This window comes from Thermanaerosceptrum fracticalcis (assembly GCF_000746025.2).
Classification (GTDB): domain Bacteria; phylum Bacillota; class Peptococcia; order DRI-13; family DRI-13; genus Thermanaerosceptrum; species Thermanaerosceptrum fracticalcis.
Map to the genome: position 1 here is coordinate 3,561,939 of NZ_CP045798.1, position 18,197 is coordinate 3,580,135.

The window sequence follows — 18,197 nt, forward strand, 5'->3', positions numbered from 1 at the left end:
ATGGGTAACAAGTGCCAAAAAAAGGTGTAAATAGTTTTCCAGTTGATATTTTTGGAGAAAACCTACATTCTTTTTTTGCAGATTTACAGATTTAGAGGAATAATTATTGTACATTTCAAAGCTTTTATATGTAATAAAGAAGTGCAATCATGGTAGGAAATAAAAGAGACATGAGTATGCAGAAGGTTGTTATGAGAAAAAAGGTAAAAAAGGCGAGGAGACATTTTCCTCGCCAAAATATTTTATATGCCATAATTTGAATATCACTGGTTGGATGATTGCAAACGTCCAACAGTAGAATGGTTTCTCTTCAGGAATTTACCGATTTCTGCAATTACCAGGGGAATCAGGCTTAAGCCTAATGCAACGCCCCAATCGCTTGGTTGAAGTAAGGCTGTTTCGAAGATTTCTCTTAGGAACGGAACAAAGACCACAGCCAACTGCATTAACATCGAAAACACAAAGGCTGCAACCAAGCTGCGGTTGGTACCTATACCCATCGTAAAGAGGGACTGTTCCAGGCTCCGTACATTAAAGGAATGAACAATCTGGGAGAAAGCCATGGTTACAAAGGCCATAGTATGAGCTTCTTCCAAAGTCCTTCCCCATTTTAGAGCAATCCAGTAACTGGCCAGGGACAGAAGACCGATAGCGGCGCCTTGAATGAGGATATCCTTCCCCACTCCCCCGGCAAAAACCCCCTCTTTTGGACTGCGGGGCTGTTTTTTCATGACCCCTTTTTCGGGAGGTTCCAGTCCCAGGGCCAGAGCCGGCGGTCCATCAGTTACCAGGTTGAGCCATAGAATCTGGATAGGGGTGAGGGGACTGCCCAAGCCTAAAAGAATGGACGAAAATATGGCCACGATCTCGCCGGTATTACAGGAGAGCAGGTATTGAATGGATTTTCTGATGTTATTGTAAATGGTTCTGCCTTCTTCAACGGCATTGACAATGGTTGCGAAGTTGTCATCCAACAGCACCATATCGGAGGCTTCCTTAGCCACTTCAGTGCCGGTGATACCCATGGCTGCCCCAATGTCAGCCCGTTTTAGGGCAGGTGCATCGTTAACACCGTCACCGGTCATAGCCACTACTTGACCGTTTGCCTTTAAGGCGTCAACAATTCTAAGTTTATGCTCCGGTGATACTCTTGCATAAACTGTGGTATTGTTTACGTGTTTCTTTAACTCTTCCAGGCTCATTTGTTCCAGTTGAATCCCGGTAAGGATACCGTCACCAGGCCGCCATATATCCAGTTCCTTAGCAATAGCCACGGCAGTATCCTGGTGATCGCCTGTAATCATCACTGTTCTGATACCGGCGCTGCGGCTTACGGCAACAGCTTCTTTAGCCTCTGGGCGCGGTGGATCCTGGATGGCAAAGAAACCGACAAAGGTAAGGTCGGCCTCAGCCGTTTCCGAGGTCGGATTTGCTGGAACTTCAGGCCATTTCCGCATAGCCAAGGCCAGCACCCGCTGTCCCTGCGAAGCCAGCTTGGAATTGACCTCTAAAAGCTCTTTGTGAATTTCCTTGTTTAATGTTACAGTTCCCTGTTGTGTAACCAGCTCCTTACAGCGGGCTAACAGCACATCGGGGGCTCCTTTGGTAAAGGAATAAATACCTTCATTCATTTGATGGAAGGTGGTCATCATCTTACGGGCTGAATCAAAGGGTATCTCCTGGAGCCGGGGATGTTTTTTTACTACATCTTCCTTCTCAAGTTCGGCTTTTATAGCGGCTACAACCAAGGCTCCTTCAGTAGGGTCTCCGATGATCTCATAACCCTTGCTGGTTAATTCCAGCCGGGCATCACTGTTGAGGGTTCCTCCCAGGAGCATTAATTCTATATTTTTCTCAGCTAAAGGAGCTATTTTATCACCTTGTACATTGTAAAACTCACCCTCCGGCTGGTAACCGGTACCGGTAACCTTCCAAAGACTGCCATTTACATAAAGACCGGTCACGGTCATCTCATTTTTAGTCAGAGTACCGGTTTTGTCGGAACAGATATAAGTGGCTACACCAAGGGTTTCAACTGCCGGAAGTTTTCTTATAATGGCTCTTCTGTGACTCATTCGAGTCACACCAAGAGCTAAGACAATTGTAACAACCGATGGCAAACCTTCCGGAATGGCCGCCACGGCCAAAGCAATTGCTGTCATAAACATTTCTAGTAGGTTTTCACCGCGTAGAAGACCTGTTAAAAAGACTACCGCCACGATGGCGCCGGCAGCAATCCCCAGGGTTCTACCCAATTTAGCCAGTTGCTGTTGTAAAGGCGTAGGATCAGGAGGTGTTTCCTGAAGCATTTGGGCAATTCGTCCTAGCTCTGTATTCATACCTGTTTCCGTTACCATGGCTTGTCCACGACCGCCGGTAACCGTTGTCCCCATAAAGACCATATTCTTACGGTCTCCTACAGGAACCTCTTTTGCTTCAATGATCTTGAGGTCTTTTTCAACAGGTACTGATTCACCGGTTAAGGCCGCTTCGTTAACTCTTAGGGAAGCTGCTTCAATTAGCCTGGCATCGGCAGGTACTGAATCTCCGGCATCCAGAAGTATCACATCACCGGGAACCAGGTTTTCTACTTCTGTCTGCGTAACTTTACCATCACGTTTTACCTTCACGAAGGCTTTAGTCATGGCTTTCAGCGCTTTGAGGGCTTGTTCGGCTTTGTACTCCTGAAATACACCCAGAGCAGCATTTAAGACCACAATGATTAAGATAACAATAGTATCTTCCCATTCGCCTAATGCCCCTGAAATAACGGCGGCGCCTATCAGAATTAAAACCAACACTTCTTTCAACTGGTCCATAAACATCGAAAGAAGACTTCTCGGTGGGGGTTCCTTCAAAGAATTAGGGCCATGGTCTTTGAGACGGCTGATTACTTCTTGGTTTTCTAGTCCCTTCTCTAAGTCAGAATTTAGTTCATGGGAAACTTGTGCGATATCCAGAGCATACCACTTTTTCTTCTGCATAAATTTTACCTCCTTCACATGTATATTGTAGCAATTATTGGTTATAGAGCTTCTGATTTATTTTAAAGGTCTTTTATCAGGCATTGGTTGTAATGATCTCTGGCCGCTTCCGAATAGGTAAAGGTCGATTAAATAAATAAAGACCTTTACCATAATTGGCAAAGGTCTTGCAAGCAATTTTTCGTTGCCAACAAAGCCGGAGTTATACACTCGAATTGACGACTTTGTTGTAGAGCTACTCCCCTTCAACAGATATCTTCTTGTCACACATGCATTGTAGATTAAAGTGAAATCTCTGTCAAGACACTTTTGCAAAAAACTTTTGTAAAAAACATTTGTAAAAAACTTTGATTATTGACTAACGCAACGTGCTACTGTATATTTTATTTATATAAACCATTATAAACCATGGATTTGGAGGGGGATCAGCTTGGGAACGATATAAAACATTTGAGAATTGGAGAATTGGCCCAATTAGCCGGAGTCAGTCCACGGACCATAGATTACTATACCCAGATTGGTTTGTTAGAATCTGAAAGAACACCTGGTAACCATCGGTTATACACAGAGGATTCTCTTACCACTATAAAGATTGTAAAGCGATTACAAGAACAACACTTTTCTTTGGACGAGATATGTCAGCTTTTCAAATGTAAAGATAAAAACAGCGATTTAATGGAAATTTCCGTTTCCATAAAAGAACTTCTTGATAATCTACAAAAAAAAATGGTTGAACTGTATACTGCCCGGCAAGCAACTGATGAAAATGAATTAGTAACCAAGGAATTGGTTACTAAGGGACTTCAGGTGATACAGACTCTCATGGTGTTACTGGGAGAACATGTAGTCTAAAATGTGAATCCGGGTAAGCTGAAAATACGCATATTCAGTGAAGGAGAGAAGTAACGTGAGTGGGTTTGGAAATCAAATGAAAACTTTAATCCTAATGAGTGTATTAACCGTTCTGGTAGTTCTTATAGGCGGTACCCTGGGCGGTCAATCAGGGATGATTGTGGCTTTAGTTTTAGCTATAGTTATGAATGGCGGGAGCTACTGGTTCAGCGATAAGATTGTTCTTTCTATGACGGGCGCACAACCATTTTCCAGACGAGATAACCCGGAATTATATACAATGGTCGAAATGCTGGCGGCAAGAGCTGGGCTACCCATGCCTAAGTTATACCTGATTCCTTCACACCAGCCTAATGCATTTGCTACAGGCCGTAATCCGGAGCATTCCGCAGTGGCAGTTACCCAGGGGTTACTAAATATACTCAATCGAGACGAACTCGAAGGTGTTATAGCCCATGAGTTGGCCCACATAAAAAACCGGGATGTCTTAATAAGCACTATTGCGGCGGTTATGGCCGGTGTCATTACGACCATAGCCAACTGGGCACAATGGGCTTTGCTCTTCGGCGGTGGTAACAATGATGAGGAAGAGAGTTCCGGTTTAGCCGCGTTACCTTTAATTATCTTGGGTCCCATTGCCGCCATGCTGGTACAGATGGCAGTATCTCGTTCACGGGAATACCTGGCTGACGGTACAGGAGCAAAAATTGCGGGTAACAGTAACGGATTGGCTAACGCTTTACTCAAACTGCAACAGGCTTCAAGAATGGCGCCAATGGATGTAAGCCCGGCAGCAAGCCACCTGTTTATTGTTAACCCATTGAATGCTCAAAGATTGGTTAACCTTTTTAGTACACATCCTCCTATTGAAGACAGGGTTCGTAAACTTCGTAATATGGCAGTATAACTCTGGTCTAATTTTTGTATTTTGCCAAGTATTTGGGCCCCGGGATAATCCCCGGGGCCCAAATTAGTATTATTTAATTACTTACTCCAGTCAGCGTGAAAAATACCTGGTTTGTCGATACGTTCAAAAGTATGGGCGCCGAAAAAGTCGCGCTGGGCCTGGAGCAGGTTGGCAGGAAGCCTTGCTGTCCGGTAGCTGTCGTAGTAAGCGAGGGCGCTGGCAAAAGCAGGAACAGGTATACCTCTTTCCACGGCAAAAGCCGCGACTTTCCGCCAGTTGGCCTGATACTTCTCTGTTATCTTTTGGAAATATGGATCCAAAAGAAGATTGACCAGATCAGGATTCTTCTCGTAGGCCTCCATGATGTTCTGTAAAAACCTGGCCCGGATGATGCAGCCGCCCCGGAAGATCTTGGCAATGGTCCGGTAGTTCAGGTTCCAGTTATACTCCCTGGAAGCTGCCCTTAACTGGGCAAAGCCCTGGGCGTAAGAACAAATCTTGCTGGCATAGAGGGCCTGGCGGACTGCTTCGATCATGGCCGCTTTGTCTTCCACAGGACTTGTAGTAGCCGGGGGACCGGCCAGGATGTGACTTGCTGTTACCCTTTCCTCTTTCATGGCGGAGATAAAACGGGCAAAAACCGATTCTGTAATGATGGAGAGGGGAACTCCCAAATCCAGGGCGCTCTGGCTAGTCCATTTACCCGTACCTTTTTGCCCGGCAGTATCCAGGATCATATCTACCAGGAGTTCCCCGGTTTCCGGGTCAAGTTTCTTAAAAATCTGGGCTGTGATATCGATGAGGTAACTGTCCAGTTCTCCCTTGTTCCATTCTGCAAATATTTCATGAAACTCCTGGGCCGTTAAATTGTAAGTACTCTTTAAAAGGTGGTAGGCCTCGCAGATGAGTTGCATATCACCATATTCGATGCCGTTATGGACCATTTTTACGTAGTGCCCTGCCCCGTCAGGGCCAATGTAAGCACAGCAGGGTTCACCGTTTGCCTTGGCGGAAATAGCCGTGAGGATGGGTTCCACCAGCCGATAGGCATCCTCCTGTCCTCCAGGCATGATGGCCGGTCCTTTAAGAGCGCCCTCTTCACCACCGGAGATACCGGTGCCGATAAAACGGAACCCTTTCGCCGACAGCTCTTTGTTCCTGCGCCGGGTATCGCCGAAAAAGGCATTACCGCCGTCAATGAGGATATCCCCTTCTTCTAAATGGGGCAAGAGGGAGTTGATGACATCGTCCGTGGGTTTCCCGGCTTTTACCATGATGACGATCTTACGGGGTTTTTCCAGGGAGTCTAGGAATTCCTCAATGGTATAGGTACCTTTGAGCCTTTTTCCGATAGTTTCCGTTACAAGCTCTCTGGTTTTATCCCCTGACCTGTTAAAAACCGCTACGGAATAGCCTTTGCTTTCAATATTTAGGGCTAGGTTTTTCCCCATCACGGCTAAGCCGATAACACCTATTTGCTGTTTGCTCATGTTTTTCATTCACCCTTTAGACAACTGTTTTTTAGTATATCGCAAAAACTTAAGTTAAAACACTGTTCACTATAGCACCAAAGCCGCCATCCACCTTGATCAGGGATCCCGTGACAAAGCCGGAAGCCTGTTCAGAGGCAAGGAAGACGGCCACCTCCTGCAGAGGAAGAGGAAATATTAATGATGCTGTCGCCGGTGCCCTGTTTGATCATATACTCGCCATGGCTTTGCTTCATTCTCATCTATTTTACATGATGTTATCCTGCGAATAAATAATATATAACAGGTATCAGCAAAATTTTTAGCATTTTATTTTATCAAAATGGGTCGAAGGGATTAAAAAAGATTGCATAACAGGTAAAAAGATTGCAGGGACAGCAAGAACATAAGAATGAAATCTTTACATATGGTATAATACACTGAGAGTTTTTTAGATATCATTGCTGGAGGCTGATATTATGACTGGTTTCCTCGCCTGGCTGGCAGCCGGGGGCATTGTCCTTTTTGCTGCTGCCCTCCAGTCTATTACTGGCTTTGGTTTTGCTCTCCTGTCTGTTCCCATGTTATTGATGGTCTATGATGCCAAAACAGCAGTGGGCTTAAATGTGATCATTTCCTTCTTCTCTCTAGTCCTCTTAACCTTAAAAGTACGGGAATCCGTGGTGCGGCCCGTGGTGAAAAATTTGTTCTACGGTGCTGCTTTTGGTATCCCTTTGGGTATTTATATCTTTTTTCACAGTGATACCCATGTCCTGAAGATTTTCATCAGTGCTGTGACGATTATCCTAAGTCTTATTTTGGTGGGCGGTATACGCCTGGGCCGTGAAAGTAACCACTGGATTGAAAGGATGGTCGGCAGTGCCTCAGGCTTTCTTACGGGGTGTATTGGTATGCCCGGCCCGCCTATTATTCTTTTTCTTAATAACCACGGTCTTCCCAAAGACCAGTTTCGTGCCACCACCGCTGCGTATTTTGTCTTGGTTTATCCCGTAAGTTTTATCCTGCTTTTTATCTTAGGCGCCATTACTCCCCTCACGGTGTTGACGGCCCTGTCCCTGCTGCCCTTTGCCTTTTTTGGCGGCAGGATAGGACAGCACCTTTTTCCTTTCGTGCCCCAACAGCAGTTCCAGCGGGGGGTGCCCCTTTTAGTACTGGCCACCGGACTTTATTCCCTCTTAACGACGCTGTAAAAACTGACGAATGGAAAGATTCAGAAGCACCAACAGAATAATGAAATTATTTATTCAGGCTTGCCACCACGTAACCCGATCTTCGCATAGAACAGACTAAGACTCGTTTCGGGAAAAATCAGACCACCCTCAACAGTCCATCCGAGGACTGGCTTCGGGTTGGGTCTGACCTCGTGTCAGCCCCTCTGATTTTTCTACCTCACTTCGTCAAGTCTGTTTAACTATGCTCCGATAGGGAACGTTTGTGGCAAAACCTTCATGCTGATTGATAATTTCAGTAGAAGGAGAGCAAAACGTGAAGGCACAAAAAATTTTGCAATTATTTTTAGTATTAAGTTTTATAGGAGTAATTCTGGTTGCAGGGCCAGGAGCCTTTGCTCAAGAAAAAGGAGCAAGCAAGAGTTTTGCCGTTCCCGTTTTAATATATCATCATTTTGCACCCCCTGGCTTGAACATTCATTATAACAATGCAGTGCTGACCCCTGAACAATTTGAAACACAGATGAGATATCTGGTGGAAAACCACTATAATGTAATTTCTTTACGGGACCTGGCAGAGGCCATGGAGAAGGGACAGGCCCTGCCCCCCAAAACTCTGGTCATTACCATGGATGATGGCTATGAGAGTAACTACGTATATGTTTTCCCCATCCTTAAGAAATACAATATCAAGGCTACTATCAACTTAATTGTCAGCTACATTAAGGAAGAGCATCCGGTGCCTTTTAATCCCGAGATTACCACCTATTTAACCTGGAAGCAGATTGAGGAAATGAAGGCCAGTGGTCTCATTGATTTTCAATCCCATACCTTTAACCAGCATTACTATGGTCCTGTTGATGAGAAATATAGAATTATGAAACCAGCACTCACCACTCCCCTTTATAAACCGGAGGAAAATCGCCGGGAAACGAAGGAGGAGTACCGGGAACGGGTGCTGGCTGATTTAAAGAAAGCCAAAGACCTTCTGGAGGAGCGACTGGGTACGGAAGTCTTTGCGTTGGCCTATCCTTATGGTGCATATAACCATGAGGTGCAAGCACTGGCCCGGAAAGCCGGATACAAGATGCAGCTCTCGGTGAAGAACGGTCTGAACCGGTATGGGGACACTTTAACGGCCATTAAACGGGTTAACATCTCCCCGGGAGATGACTTAAACGGCTTTAAGTATCGAATTGCCAAGGGGAAGGAAACACGGAGCAAAAAGCTGGATCGCTTATTGAAGATGCTAAATTTCAAATAGAGAAAATAAGTCAAAATAGCATACAGATTTAAAAAACAATAAAGAAATACACATTATGTAGAAATATTATCTTCCCCCTGTTCTTAGCAAGGCGGCCAGTTCGTTGGGTAGCTCAGAGTCTTCAATAGCTTGGGCCGTCGTTTCGTAGTCATAAGGGAATTTAATGATTTCTACCTGTACATCCTGGCCTATATCAACGATCACATACGTACCCATGGGATCGCCGTGTTTGGGTTTTCCTACACTGCCGGCATTGATTAAGTGTTTTTCGTTGATAACTTTGTGATAGGGCAGGTGGGTATGACCACAGATGAGAATATCCGCATCTACCTGGCTCATAATTTCCTCAAGTTCTTCCTGGGGGCTGGTCTCATAAAGATATTCATTTATTTGCCTGGGACTTCCGTGTACGATTAAAACCTTCTTGCCTTTTTCCGTAAATTCAATTTTAGAGGGCAGTGTTTTCAGAAATTCCTTGCTTTCTTCCGATGTATGTTTTTTAGTCCAGGCTATGGATTGGTTGCCTATTTCGGCGGCTTTATCATTAGGATAGTCACAGCCGCAGGTAGGTTTGAAATAGGCCGTGGCTTCATCATAATTGCCCATAACTGTGGGGATGTTAGCCTTTTTAATAGTATGGATGACTTCATTGGGAAAAGGGGCATAGCCTACTAGATCGCCGGCGCAGTATATTCTTTCAATACCTCTTTGCTTTATATCTACCAATGCAGCATTAAGGGCGTAGATATTAGAATGTACGTCGGCAATAACGGCAAACTTCATTTTATCACTCCTTAAAATAATAATGATGGATTTACATATAGACATCTATAAATATATAGTATTATATTACTTGACAAATAACAACAACCTTTATTTATCTTTAAATTATTAACTTCCAGTAGCACTTTATTTTCCGACACGTCTAGTTCCCCCCTTTCAACCCTGGGTGCGTTGGTGTAGCGTCTCACAGAAAATGTGAAAAAATCTCATAAAACTTGAGAAAAGCAGTTAAGTGAATCACTTGTATGGTTATGCATATTCTGACTAATTAACATGTACCTCGTTGGTGACAGGGTTATACGCAACAGCATGTCCTAAACCTTCAAGAATGGCTCTAACAGGACCAACTAAAATTTCATTTTCTACCCGTTGCTAACCTTCGGGGGATTAAGGCCGGCAGCAAACCTGGTGAGAGCCATGACAGGCCAGGGGAGGATTGTCCAGTTTCCCGCCTAACCTTGATATGGCCAAGTTTCATCTGGCCATATCCACTTACTGGCAGATTTTTATAGAGGTCCAGTTCTATAATGCCAGGAACCTGGCAGAAAGTATTTTACGAATTACCCAAAATTATTTACCCACAGGCAGGTAAAAGCTCTACAAATGTAAAATATACATAAGGATATTTTTATGGTAGAAAAGTGACTTCGCAAAAGTTGGGTGAGGGGGGACTTTTGTGAATCCTGTCAGCTTTCGTTTGGAGGAGATCATCAATATCAAAATCCTGCAGGAAATCCAGGATAAGTTCGCTGAAGTTACGGGACTGGCTGCTGTCATAACCAATGCCGAGGGTAAACCTGTCACCAAACCGAGTAACTTTAGTAAGTTCTGTCAATATATTCGCTCCAGTCCTGCAGGCCTGAAATGCTGTATGAATTCTGATGCCAAGGGTGGCCGAGAGGCTATGCAAAGACGTGAGGCTGTGGTATATACCTGCCATACCGGTTTAACAGATCTGGCGGCCCCCATTATTGTCAATAACCAGTATATGGGGGTATTCTTATGCGGGCAGATCTTACTTCCGGACTCACCTATGCATAACCCCCAGGTGATTTGGGAAAGAAACAAACGTTTGGCCCTGGACAGGGAAATTCTCCTAGAAAGATTTAAAGAAATTGAAACGACTACGGAAAACAAGATCAAAGCCGCTGCCGAACTCCTAATTATCATGACCAATTATATCGTGGAGATGGGTATCGCCAATATTGTCCAAAAACAGCTGATGTCAGAAATGAAAGCAAAGACGGAATTGGAAAGAATTTTGCGGGAAACGGAGTATAAGGCTTTACAATCGCAAATAAATCCACATTTCTTGTTTAACAGTTTGAATACCATTGCCCGGTTAGCCCTGACAGAAGGGGCTAATAAGACGCAAGAAGTGATTTATGCCCTTTCGGACCTCTTACGAAACAGCCTGAAGAACTCGGATAAGATCATTTCTCTGCAGGAAGAAATCAAATACATCAAAGAATATTTACTTATCCAGGAGACCCGCTTTAGTGACAGGATTAAGGTGTTCTTTGATATTGATGATCAGACCTTGACAACCAAGCTGCCCAGCATGACCCTCCAGCCTCTGGTGGAAAATGCTATTGTTCATGGCCTGGAACCTAAAAAAGATGGCGGTATTTTGAGGATAACAGCCCGGCGTGCTGACGATCAAGTGATGATCGAAATCAGCGATACGGGCATGGGGATACCCCGTTCAAAGGTTGAGAAATTGTTGATTCGGAAAGATATGAACAGTAGTGGGCAGATCACGGGATTAGGTGTTGCCAACGTGCACCGGCGCATTCAATACCACTTTGGCGAAGAGTATGGCTTGAAAATTGAAAGCCGTTTGACCCACGGCACTAAAGTAACGGTGACTATCCCGTTCCTGGAGTAGGGAGGAGTTCATGTACAAACTTTTGATTGTTGATGACGAACAATTGGAAAGAAGGGCTTTACGGCAAATCATCCAGCAAAATTTAACCCTGATAGAAGTGGTGGGAGAAGCACGGAATGGTACAGAGGCCGTGGAGTTAGCAGTAACAGTAAAACCAGATATTATTCTTATGGACATTAAAATGCCTGAAAAATCTGGGGTGGAAGCAAGTGAAGAAATTAGAAATCTGTTACCTAAAAGTAAAATAATTATATTATCTGCCTACGATCATTTTGATTATGCCAGGGCAGCAGTTAAATTTTCTGCCACAGAATATTTACTCAAACCCGTTAGACCGCAATTATTGCTAAAAACTCTAAATTCGATTATCGAAACGTTAGAAGAAGAAAAACGTAGAGAGGAGGAAGAAGAGTTACTAAGAAGACAACTAACCACCTTTCTTCCCGCAATTAAAAATGGATTTCTTTTAGATCTTATCTATGGAGAAATTTCAGATATACATGAAATAAAAAAAAAGGCTGAATTTTTAAAGTTAAAAGTTGTACCAGCTACTGTTTTTTTAATTGACATATCGGATATTGATAAAAAAAATGCACAAATCTCTGAGGTAAAGAGACAATTTCTTAGACAACAAATTATTACCAGACTTGAAGAAAAAATTGAAGGCACATTAGTTACAGTGGCATTTTTAGGAAATCACAGATTTGCTTTGCTGTATGGGAATGAGGAATTACCTGAATTTGTTAAAGAGGCGGACCTAGCATTAGCTGAAAAAATAATGGATATATTAAGCAGAACTTACAGCATATATGTAGCGGTAGGAATCGGAAAGCGTTATCCATCAATAATGGAAATATCACAATCCTATATAGAAGCAGAAAGAGCTCTTATTTGTAAGAAGGGTAATATTAACCAAATTATTCATGTAACTGATATTAGTGAAGATAGACCAACTCTATTTTTTAGTGCTTTTGAAAAAAAGCAGTTAATGAAAGCTATATTTGATCATGAAAAACAAGAAGCTATAAATAAAATGAAAGGCTTTTTTGCTCAGGGGCAAAATTATTCCAGCCTAACAGAAATGAAATTATTCCTTTTACAGTTTTTCTTGTCAGATGTCGATGAAAGACTGAGTCGTGGATTTAGTAATAAAATGGAAAACCTTCAACAGATAGTACAATTAGCTGAATGTGATTCAATAGAAGAATTGGAGCGACTCACTTTAAAGCAGATTGACGTGATATTTGAAGAAATGCATCAGATGAAAGATTTCTTTAATAGAAAATTGATAAATAAAGCACTAAACTATATTCATGAAAATTTGGAGAAAAATCTTACGTTGGAAGAAGTTGCGAATCTCATCTACCTTAGTCCTTATTATTTTAGTCGCCAATTTAAAATAATGACTAAGATGAATTTTATAAGATATGTTACTAATGTTCGTATAGAGAAAAGCAAAGAATTATTAAGCAAAACGGACTGGAATATTACTAAAATAGCTTTAAAAACTGGTTTTCAAAATGCTAATTATTTTTGTAAAGTTTTCAAAAAAATAACTGGATACACACCGGGGGACTGGCGGATAAAAAATGGCCTAAAGTAAGTAGGGCCATTTTTTTTATTGTGTGCTGTAATGGCAATAATTTACCAATTGAGCGCAATTATTTGCCAAGGATTATTCTATAAAAAGTGGAAACAACCATACAAAAGGGTAAAAAGGAGGTGATTACTGCTAGAATGTAATTTCAAGTCAAAATATTTTAAAAACAAAAAAGGAGGTTGTTTAGTGTGATTAAAGTAATGATTGCCCCTAGTCGTTATGTTCAGGGGCCGGGAGCTCTAAAAGAACTTGGCAAACATTGTGCGCTTCTTGGTAAAAAAGGGTTAGTTACCGGGGGAACGAGAGGTATTTCCAGCACTAAGGACGTTATAGAACAAAGTATGGCACAAAGCGGCGTAGAGGTAATATTTGAGAAATTTAACGGTGAGTGCAGTAAAAAAGAAATAACCAGACTTAAAGAGCTGGCCGAAGGAGAGGGAGCTGACTTTATCGTCGGTGTTGGAGGAGGAAAGGCTTTAGATACAGCCAAGGCTGTTGCTTATTATATGAAGAAACCGGTTGTTATCATTCCGACTATTGCTGCTACAGATGCTCCCTGCAGTGCGCTGTCAGTTATTTACACCGAGGATGGTGTTTTTGAAGAGTACCTGGTTTTACCAACCAACCCCGATCTTGTTTTAGTTGATACGGCAATTATTGCTGAAGCTCCTGTACGCTTATTAGTTTCTGGTATGGGAGATGCGTTAGCTACATGGTTTGAAGCAGATGCATGTGCGAAAGCTTTTGCGGGTAACATCCCAGGTGGTAATTCTACCGCAGCAGCTTTAGCACTGGCTAAGCTTTGTTATGATATCCTTTTAGAATATGGCTTGCAAGCAAAGCTAGCGGTAGAAAATGGTGTTGCTACTCCTGCAGTAGAAAAGATTGTAGAGGCTAATACCCTTCTTAGTGGTTTAGGGTTTGAGAGTTCCGGTTTGGCTGCAGCCCATGCCGTACATAATGGTTTGACTGTCTTAGAGTCTACCCATCATGCCTACCATGGTGAAAAGGTTGCTTTTGGTACATTAGTTCAATTAGTTTTGGAAGAAAGGTCTACAGAAGAAATTAACGAGGTAGTTAACTTCTGTATTGATGTTGGTTTGCCCGTGACACTGGAACAAATTGGCGTTCTAGAGATCAAGAAAGAAGAAATCCGTAAGGTAGCTGAAGCAGCAACAGCACCGGGCGAGACCATTCATAATGAGCCATTTCCTGTGGATGCCGACAAAGTATACGCTGCTATCCTCACGGCAGATGCCATTGGACGCCTAGCTTTAAAAACTAAGGGGGTTTGAGGTATGCAGTTTATGCCAATATCGTTATCTATTGGCGTTTTAGCGGGGTTATGGACCTATATCTCAATAGTTTTTGGGATTTTGACGTGGCCTGCTTTTATTGGATGGGCTCTCTTTTTCCTGGGGGGTGGGAATAAAGAATCAATTACCAAGAATATTCCCCCCATGCTATCAGGTGTGATATTTGGCTATCTATGTGTGCTAGTCAATAACACTTTTTCCGGGGGTACAGTATTGTTAGCTGTTCTGGTTGCCGTAATTGCCTTTATAATGACTTTTATGATGAATATTCCGGCTTTTGCAACGGCACCTGCAGCTTTTGCCGCCTGTGCCACATTCTTTGGTGTAGGGGATCCGTTAAAAGCAGCTATACCATTATTAATAGGTTTATTTTTAGGATACATTTCAGTTATTTTGCCTGAAGGGTTTAAAACAAAATCCAATAAGGCACAAAGTACCTAGATAGTGAGCAGGTTTCCTGCTCACTATCAAACCAATATTAGTACTTAAGGGGGAATAGTAATGAGTTTTGAGGCTTTAGGCATGGTGGAGACAAAAGGTTTGGTTGGTGCCATCGAGGCCGCCGATGCCATGGTCAAGGCGGCTAATGTGAGCCTGGTGGGGTATGAAAAAATTGGCTCGGGTCTGGTAACGGTTATGGTGCGTGGCGACGTGGGGGCTGTAAAGGCCGCCACAGATTCAGGTGCAGCTGCTGCCAAGAAGGTGGGAGAAGTGGTTTCCGTTCATGTAATCCCCAGGCCTCATGGGGATGTGGAGAAGATATTACCAAAGTTAGGTTAATAAATTACGGAGGTGGAAAATATGCAAGTTGACCAACTGATTGAAAAAGTTGTGGAGGAAATCAAGAAGCGTTCCGATGTTCCCAAGGAGGAAGCCAAAGGGCCAAAAGCGGCAGGTTGCGGAATCACCGAGTTTGTGGGGACGGCCATTGGAGATACCATCGGTCTGGTCATAGCCAATGTGGATGCAGCGATCCATGAAAAAATGAACCTGGATAAAAAATACCGTTCCATTGGCATTATCGGGGCCAGGACCGGGGCCGGACCACAGATTATGGCGGCCGATGAAGCCGTAAAAGCCACCAATACGGAAATTGTCACCATTGAACTGGCCAGAGATACGAAAGGCGGGGCCGGCCATGGCTGCCTCATCATCTTTGGCGCCGAAGAAGTATCCGATGCCCGCCGGGCTGTGGAAGTGACATTGAAAGAGTTAAACAGGACTTTTGGCGATGTGTATGCCAACGATGCGGGCCACCTGGAACTCCAGTATACGGCCCGGGCCAGTTATGCCATCGAAAAAGCCTTTGGGGCTCCCTTAGGCAAGGCCTTTGGTCTCATTGTGGGCGCCCCTGCGGCCATAGGAGTGCTCATGGCTGATACAGCCGTGAAAACGGCCAATGTGGAAGTGGTGGCTTATGCCAGCCCAGCCAAAGGCACCAGCTTTTCCAACGAGGTTATTATTATGATCACAGGTGATTCGGGGGCTGTCCGCCAGTCTGTGATCGCCGCCAGGGAAATCGGCCTCAAATTGCTGAATACCCTGGCCGCCCCTGCCCAGCCGGTAACCGTTCCATATATCTAAGGAGGGGGAAGCACATGAAAAGGTCTAAACGCTTTGAAGTTTTGGCCCAGCGTCCGGTAAACCAGGACGGGTTTGTCCAAGAGTGGCCGGAAGTGGGCCTTATTGCCATGGGCAGCCCCAACGACCCCAAACCCAGCATTAAGATTGTGAACGGGAAGGTGGTGGAACTGGATGGAAAGCCCAGAGAGCAGTTTGACATGATTGACCAGTTTATCGCCGATTATGCCATTGATACATCGATTGCAGAAAAAGCTATGGCTATTGATGAAACCGAATTTGCCAAAAAATTATGTGATGTCTGCTGTCCCAGGGAAGAAATTGTCAAACTGGTGCGGGGGATGACGCCTGCCAAGATTGCTGCCATCATGGATAAGCTGAATGTGGTAGAAATGATGATGGCCCTGCAAAAGATGCGGGCCAGAAAAACCCCGTCCAACCAGTGCCATGTGACCAACGTGGCCGATAACCCCGTTCTCATTGCCGCTGATGCTGCTGAAGCAGCCTATCGGGGCTTTGATGAAATGGAAACGACTGTAGGCATTGTGCGGTATGCGCCCTTCAATGCCCTGTCTCTGCAGGTGGGAGGGCAGGTTGGCCGCGGCGGGGTCCTCATCCAGTGTGCCCTGGAAGAGGCTACCGAGCTGCTCCTGGGTATGCGGGGTATCACCGCTTATGCCGAGACTATTTCCGTCTATGGTACGGAGCAAGTCTTTGTGGACGGTGACGATACACCCTGGTCCAAAGGTTTTCTCGCCTCGGCTTATGCTTCCCGGGGCTTAAAGATGCGGTTTACTTCCGGTACAGGTTCTGAAGTACAGATGGGTTACGCAGAAGGGAAATCCATGTTATACCTGGAGATTCGTTGTATCTTGGTTACCAAGGCTGCCGGGGTGCAGGGGTTACAAAACGGCTCCATTAGTTGTATCGGCGTTCCCGGCGCCGTACCTTCGGGAATCAGGGCCGTATTAGCGGAAAACCTGGTTACCACCATGCTTGACTTGGAAGTTGCCTCCGGTAATGATCAGACTTTCTCCCATTCGGATATTCGCCGTACCGCCCGTACCATGATGCAGTTTCTTCCCGGTACCGATTTCATTTTCTCCGGGTACAGCGCCGTACCTAACTATGACAATATGTTCGCCGGTTCCAACTTTGACTCCGATGATTATGACGATTACCTGGCCCTGCAGAGGGACCTGATGGTCGATGGCGGTTTACGTCCCGTGCGGGAAGATGAAGTTATCGCCATCCGTAATAAAGGGGCGCGGGCTTTACAGGCTGTCTTTAAAGAATTAGGTTTTCCCCCCATCACCGAGGAAGAGATTGAAGCGGCCACTTATGCCCATGGCAGCAAGGATATGCCCAAACGTAATGTGGTAGAAGACCTGAAGGCTGCGGAAGATATGATGAAACGAGGCATTACGGGTGTGGATATTGTGAAAGCTCTGGCCAAACACGGCTTTACTGACGTGGCGGAAAACGTTTTAGGAATGCTGAAACAACGGGTATCCGGCGATTATCTCCATACTTCTGCCATTGTTGACGCCAACTTTAATGTCATCAGCGCCGTCAATGACAAAAACGACTATCGCGGACCCGGGACAGGTTACCGCCTTAGCAAGGAAAGATGGGAAGAGATTAAGAATATCGGTTCGGCCTTAAGACCCGAACAATTTGATGTTTAATACGGGGTAAAGGGGTGAGATATATGCAAATCAGTGAACAACTGATTAGAGAAATAGCGGCTAAGGTTATCCTAGGCATGCAGCAATCCGTACAAGGACCAAGTAAGGTTTCCGGGGTTAGGAGGTTAACACTCAAAGAACTGGGTCCGGCCCAACCCAGTACGAAGAGTGATGAAGTCGTGATCGCCCTGTGTCCGGCTTTTGGTGTTCATCAAACGAAGACCATTGTGAACATTCCCCATGCCGAGGTGTTACGGGAAATCATTGCGGGCATTGAGGAAGAAGGTTTACGGGCCCGGGTGATTAGAGTCCTCAGGACCTCTGATGTGGCTTTTGCTGCCCATGACGGGACCAAACTGTCCGGGTCGGGTATTGCCATTGGCCTCCAGTCCAAGGGAACCACGGTGATCCACCAGAAGGACCTGGCTCCTCTCTCCAACCTGGAACTGTTTCCCCAGGCACCATTGCTGGATCTGGCCACTTACCGGGCTATCGGCAAGAACGCGGCCAAGTATGCCAAGGGTGAATCACCTAACCCCGTTCCGGTGAGAAATGACCAGATGGCCCGGCCAAAATACCAGGCCCAAGCGGCTGTGCTCCATATTAAGGAGACGGAACACGTAATACCCGGGGCCAAACCTGTAGAATTAGCCGTGGAGTTTAACTAAGGGGGGG

General features: G+C 44.7%; 16 protein-coding genes. 13 read left to right on the forward strand and 3 right to left on the reverse strand.

The annotated features are described in order from the left end of the window. Positions 1–263: 263 nt before the first annotated feature. Complete coding sequence (locus BR63_RS18050; protein WP_034420526.1) at positions 264–2,984, reverse strand: cation-translocating P-type ATPase; 2,721 nt, start codon at positions 2,982–2,984, stop codon at positions 264–266. A gap of 450 nt (positions 2,985–3,434) precedes the next feature. Here BR63_RS18050 and BR63_RS18055 point away from each other — a divergent pair, with 450 nt between their 5' ends. Together BR63_RS18055 and htpX are read left to right on the forward strand one after the other, a co-directional pair. Further along, positions 3,435–3,836 (forward strand): MerR family transcriptional regulator, encoded by a 402-nt coding sequence (locus tag BR63_RS18055; protein WP_051965457.1) that lies wholly within the window; start codon positions 3,435–3,437, stop codon positions 3,834–3,836. Between the two features lie 55 nt (positions 3,837–3,891). Then, positions 3,892–4,743 carry a zinc metalloprotease HtpX gene (htpX, locus tag BR63_RS18060; protein ID WP_034420524.1) on the forward strand — a complete coding sequence of 284 codons (852 nt, stop codon included), beginning with the start codon at positions 3,892–3,894 and terminating at the stop codon, positions 4,741–4,743. Between the two features lie 77 nt (positions 4,744–4,820). Here htpX and gndA read toward each other — a convergent pair whose 3' ends face one another. After that, entirely contained in the window at positions 4,821–6,233 is a 1,413-nt protein-coding gene (gene gndA, locus BR63_RS18065; RefSeq protein ID WP_081908037.1) for an NADP-dependent phosphogluconate dehydrogenase, read from the reverse strand. A 458-nt stretch (positions 6,234–6,691) separates the two neighbouring features. Between gndA and BR63_RS18070 the strand changes: the two genes are divergently transcribed. Both BR63_RS18070 and BR63_RS18075 read left to right on the forward strand, forming a co-directional pair. Then, positions 6,692–7,423: a sulfite exporter TauE/SafE family protein gene (locus tag BR63_RS18070; protein WP_034420522.1), complete on the forward strand. Its 732-nt coding sequence runs from the start codon at positions 6,692–6,694 to the stop codon at positions 7,421–7,423. A gap of 295 nt (positions 7,424–7,718) precedes the next feature. After that, entirely contained in the window at positions 7,719–8,666 is a 948-nt protein-coding gene (locus BR63_RS18075; RefSeq protein WP_051965456.1) for a polysaccharide deacetylase family protein, read from the forward strand. 66 nt (positions 8,667–8,732) lie between these two features. On the opposite strand, the gene BR63_RS18080 is transcribed toward BR63_RS18075, so the two are convergent. After that, positions 8,733–9,449: a metallophosphoesterase family protein gene (locus BR63_RS18080; RefSeq protein ID WP_034420521.1), complete on the reverse strand. Its 717-nt coding sequence runs from the start codon at positions 9,447–9,449 to the stop codon at positions 8,733–8,735. A gap of 436 nt (positions 9,450–9,885) precedes the next feature. Between BR63_RS18080 and BR63_RS19395 the strand changes: the two genes are divergently transcribed. The 9 genes from BR63_RS19395 to BR63_RS18120 all read left to right on the forward strand — a co-directional run bounded on the left by BR63_RS19395 (position 9,886) and on the right by BR63_RS18120 (position 18,190). Then, complete coding sequence (locus tag BR63_RS19395) at positions 9,886–10,041, forward strand: hypothetical protein (protein WP_153802018.1); 156 nt, start codon at positions 9,886–9,888, stop codon at positions 10,039–10,041. 84 nt (positions 10,042–10,125) lie between these two features. Further along, a complete protein-coding gene (locus tag BR63_RS18085) occupies positions 10,126–11,337 on the forward strand; it encodes a sensor histidine kinase (RefSeq protein ID WP_034420520.1) in 1,212 nt (403 codons plus the stop codon). Between the two features lie 10 nt (positions 11,338–11,347). After that, positions 11,348–12,940, forward strand: a complete 1,593-nt coding sequence (locus BR63_RS18090; RefSeq protein ID WP_034420519.1) for a response regulator — start codon at positions 11,348–11,350, stop codon at positions 12,938–12,940. Between the two features lie 185 nt (positions 12,941–13,125). Continuing rightward, positions 13,126–14,232 (forward strand): glycerol dehydrogenase, encoded by a 1,107-nt coding sequence (locus tag BR63_RS18095; RefSeq protein ID WP_034420518.1) that lies wholly within the window; start codon positions 13,126–13,128, stop codon positions 14,230–14,232. A gap of 3 nt (positions 14,233–14,235) precedes the next feature. Next, complete coding sequence (locus tag BR63_RS18100; RefSeq protein ID WP_034420517.1) at positions 14,236–14,694, forward strand: DUF1097 domain-containing protein; 459 nt, start codon at positions 14,236–14,238, stop codon at positions 14,692–14,694. A gap of 60 nt (positions 14,695–14,754) precedes the next feature. Further along, entirely contained in the window at positions 14,755–15,033 is a 279-nt protein-coding gene (eutM, locus tag BR63_RS18105; RefSeq protein WP_034420516.1) for an ethanolamine utilization microcompartment protein EutM, read from the forward strand. A 21-nt stretch (positions 15,034–15,054) separates the two neighbouring features. Next, positions 15,055–15,837, forward strand: a complete 783-nt coding sequence (pduB, locus tag BR63_RS18110; protein WP_034420515.1) for a propanediol utilization microcompartment protein PduB — start codon at positions 15,055–15,057, stop codon at positions 15,835–15,837. Positions 15,838–15,851: 14 nt separating this feature from the next. Beyond that, the gene (locus tag BR63_RS18115; RefSeq protein WP_034420514.1) at positions 15,852–17,522 is read left to right on the forward strand and encodes a propanediol/glycerol family dehydratase large subunit; all 1,671 of its coding nucleotides are present in this window, start codon (positions 15,852–15,854) and stop codon (positions 17,520–17,522) included. A gap of 23 nt (positions 17,523–17,545) precedes the next feature. After that, a complete protein-coding gene (locus BR63_RS18120; protein ID WP_034420513.1) occupies positions 17,546–18,190 on the forward strand; it encodes a propanediol/glycerol family dehydratase medium subunit in 645 nt (214 codons plus the stop codon). Positions 18,191–18,197 lie beyond the last annotated feature (7 nt).

What these genes read in the sequence shown, in the direction of transcription:
- BR63_RS18120 (WP_034420513.1), top strand. Translation starts at nt 17,546, where the DNA reads ATGCAAATCAGTGAACAACTGATTAGAGAAATAGCGGCTAAGGTTATC.
- pduB (WP_034420515.1), top strand. Translation starts at nt 15,055, where the DNA reads ATGCAAGTTGACCAACTGATTGAAAAAGTTGTGGAGGAAATCAAGAAG.
- gndA (WP_081908037.1), bottom strand. Translation starts at nt 6,233, where the DNA reads ATGAGCAAACAGCAAATAGGTGTTATCGGCTTAGCCGTGATGGGGAAA.
- BR63_RS18070 (WP_034420522.1), top strand. Translation starts at nt 6,692, where the DNA reads ATGACTGGTTTCCTCGCCTGGCTGGCAGCCGGGGGCATTGTCCTTTTT.
- BR63_RS18115 (WP_034420514.1), top strand. Translation starts at nt 15,852, where the DNA reads ATGAAAAGGTCTAAACGCTTTGAAGTTTTGGCCCAGCGTCCGGTAAAC.
- BR63_RS18080 (WP_034420521.1), bottom strand. Translation starts at nt 9,449, where the DNA reads ATGAAGTTTGCCGTTATTGCCGACGTACATTCTAATATCTACGCCCTT.
- BR63_RS18100 (WP_034420517.1), top strand. Translation starts at nt 14,236, where the DNA reads ATGCAGTTTATGCCAATATCGTTATCTATTGGCGTTTTAGCGGGGTTA.
- eutM (WP_034420516.1), top strand. Translation starts at nt 14,755, where the DNA reads ATGAGTTTTGAGGCTTTAGGCATGGTGGAGACAAAAGGTTTGGTTGGT.
- BR63_RS18050 (WP_034420526.1), bottom strand. Translation starts at nt 2,984, where the DNA reads ATGCAGAAGAAAAAGTGGTATGCTCTGGATATCGCACAAGTTTCCCAT.
- BR63_RS18090 (WP_034420519.1), top strand. Translation starts at nt 11,348, where the DNA reads ATGTACAAACTTTTGATTGTTGATGACGAACAATTGGAAAGAAGGGCT.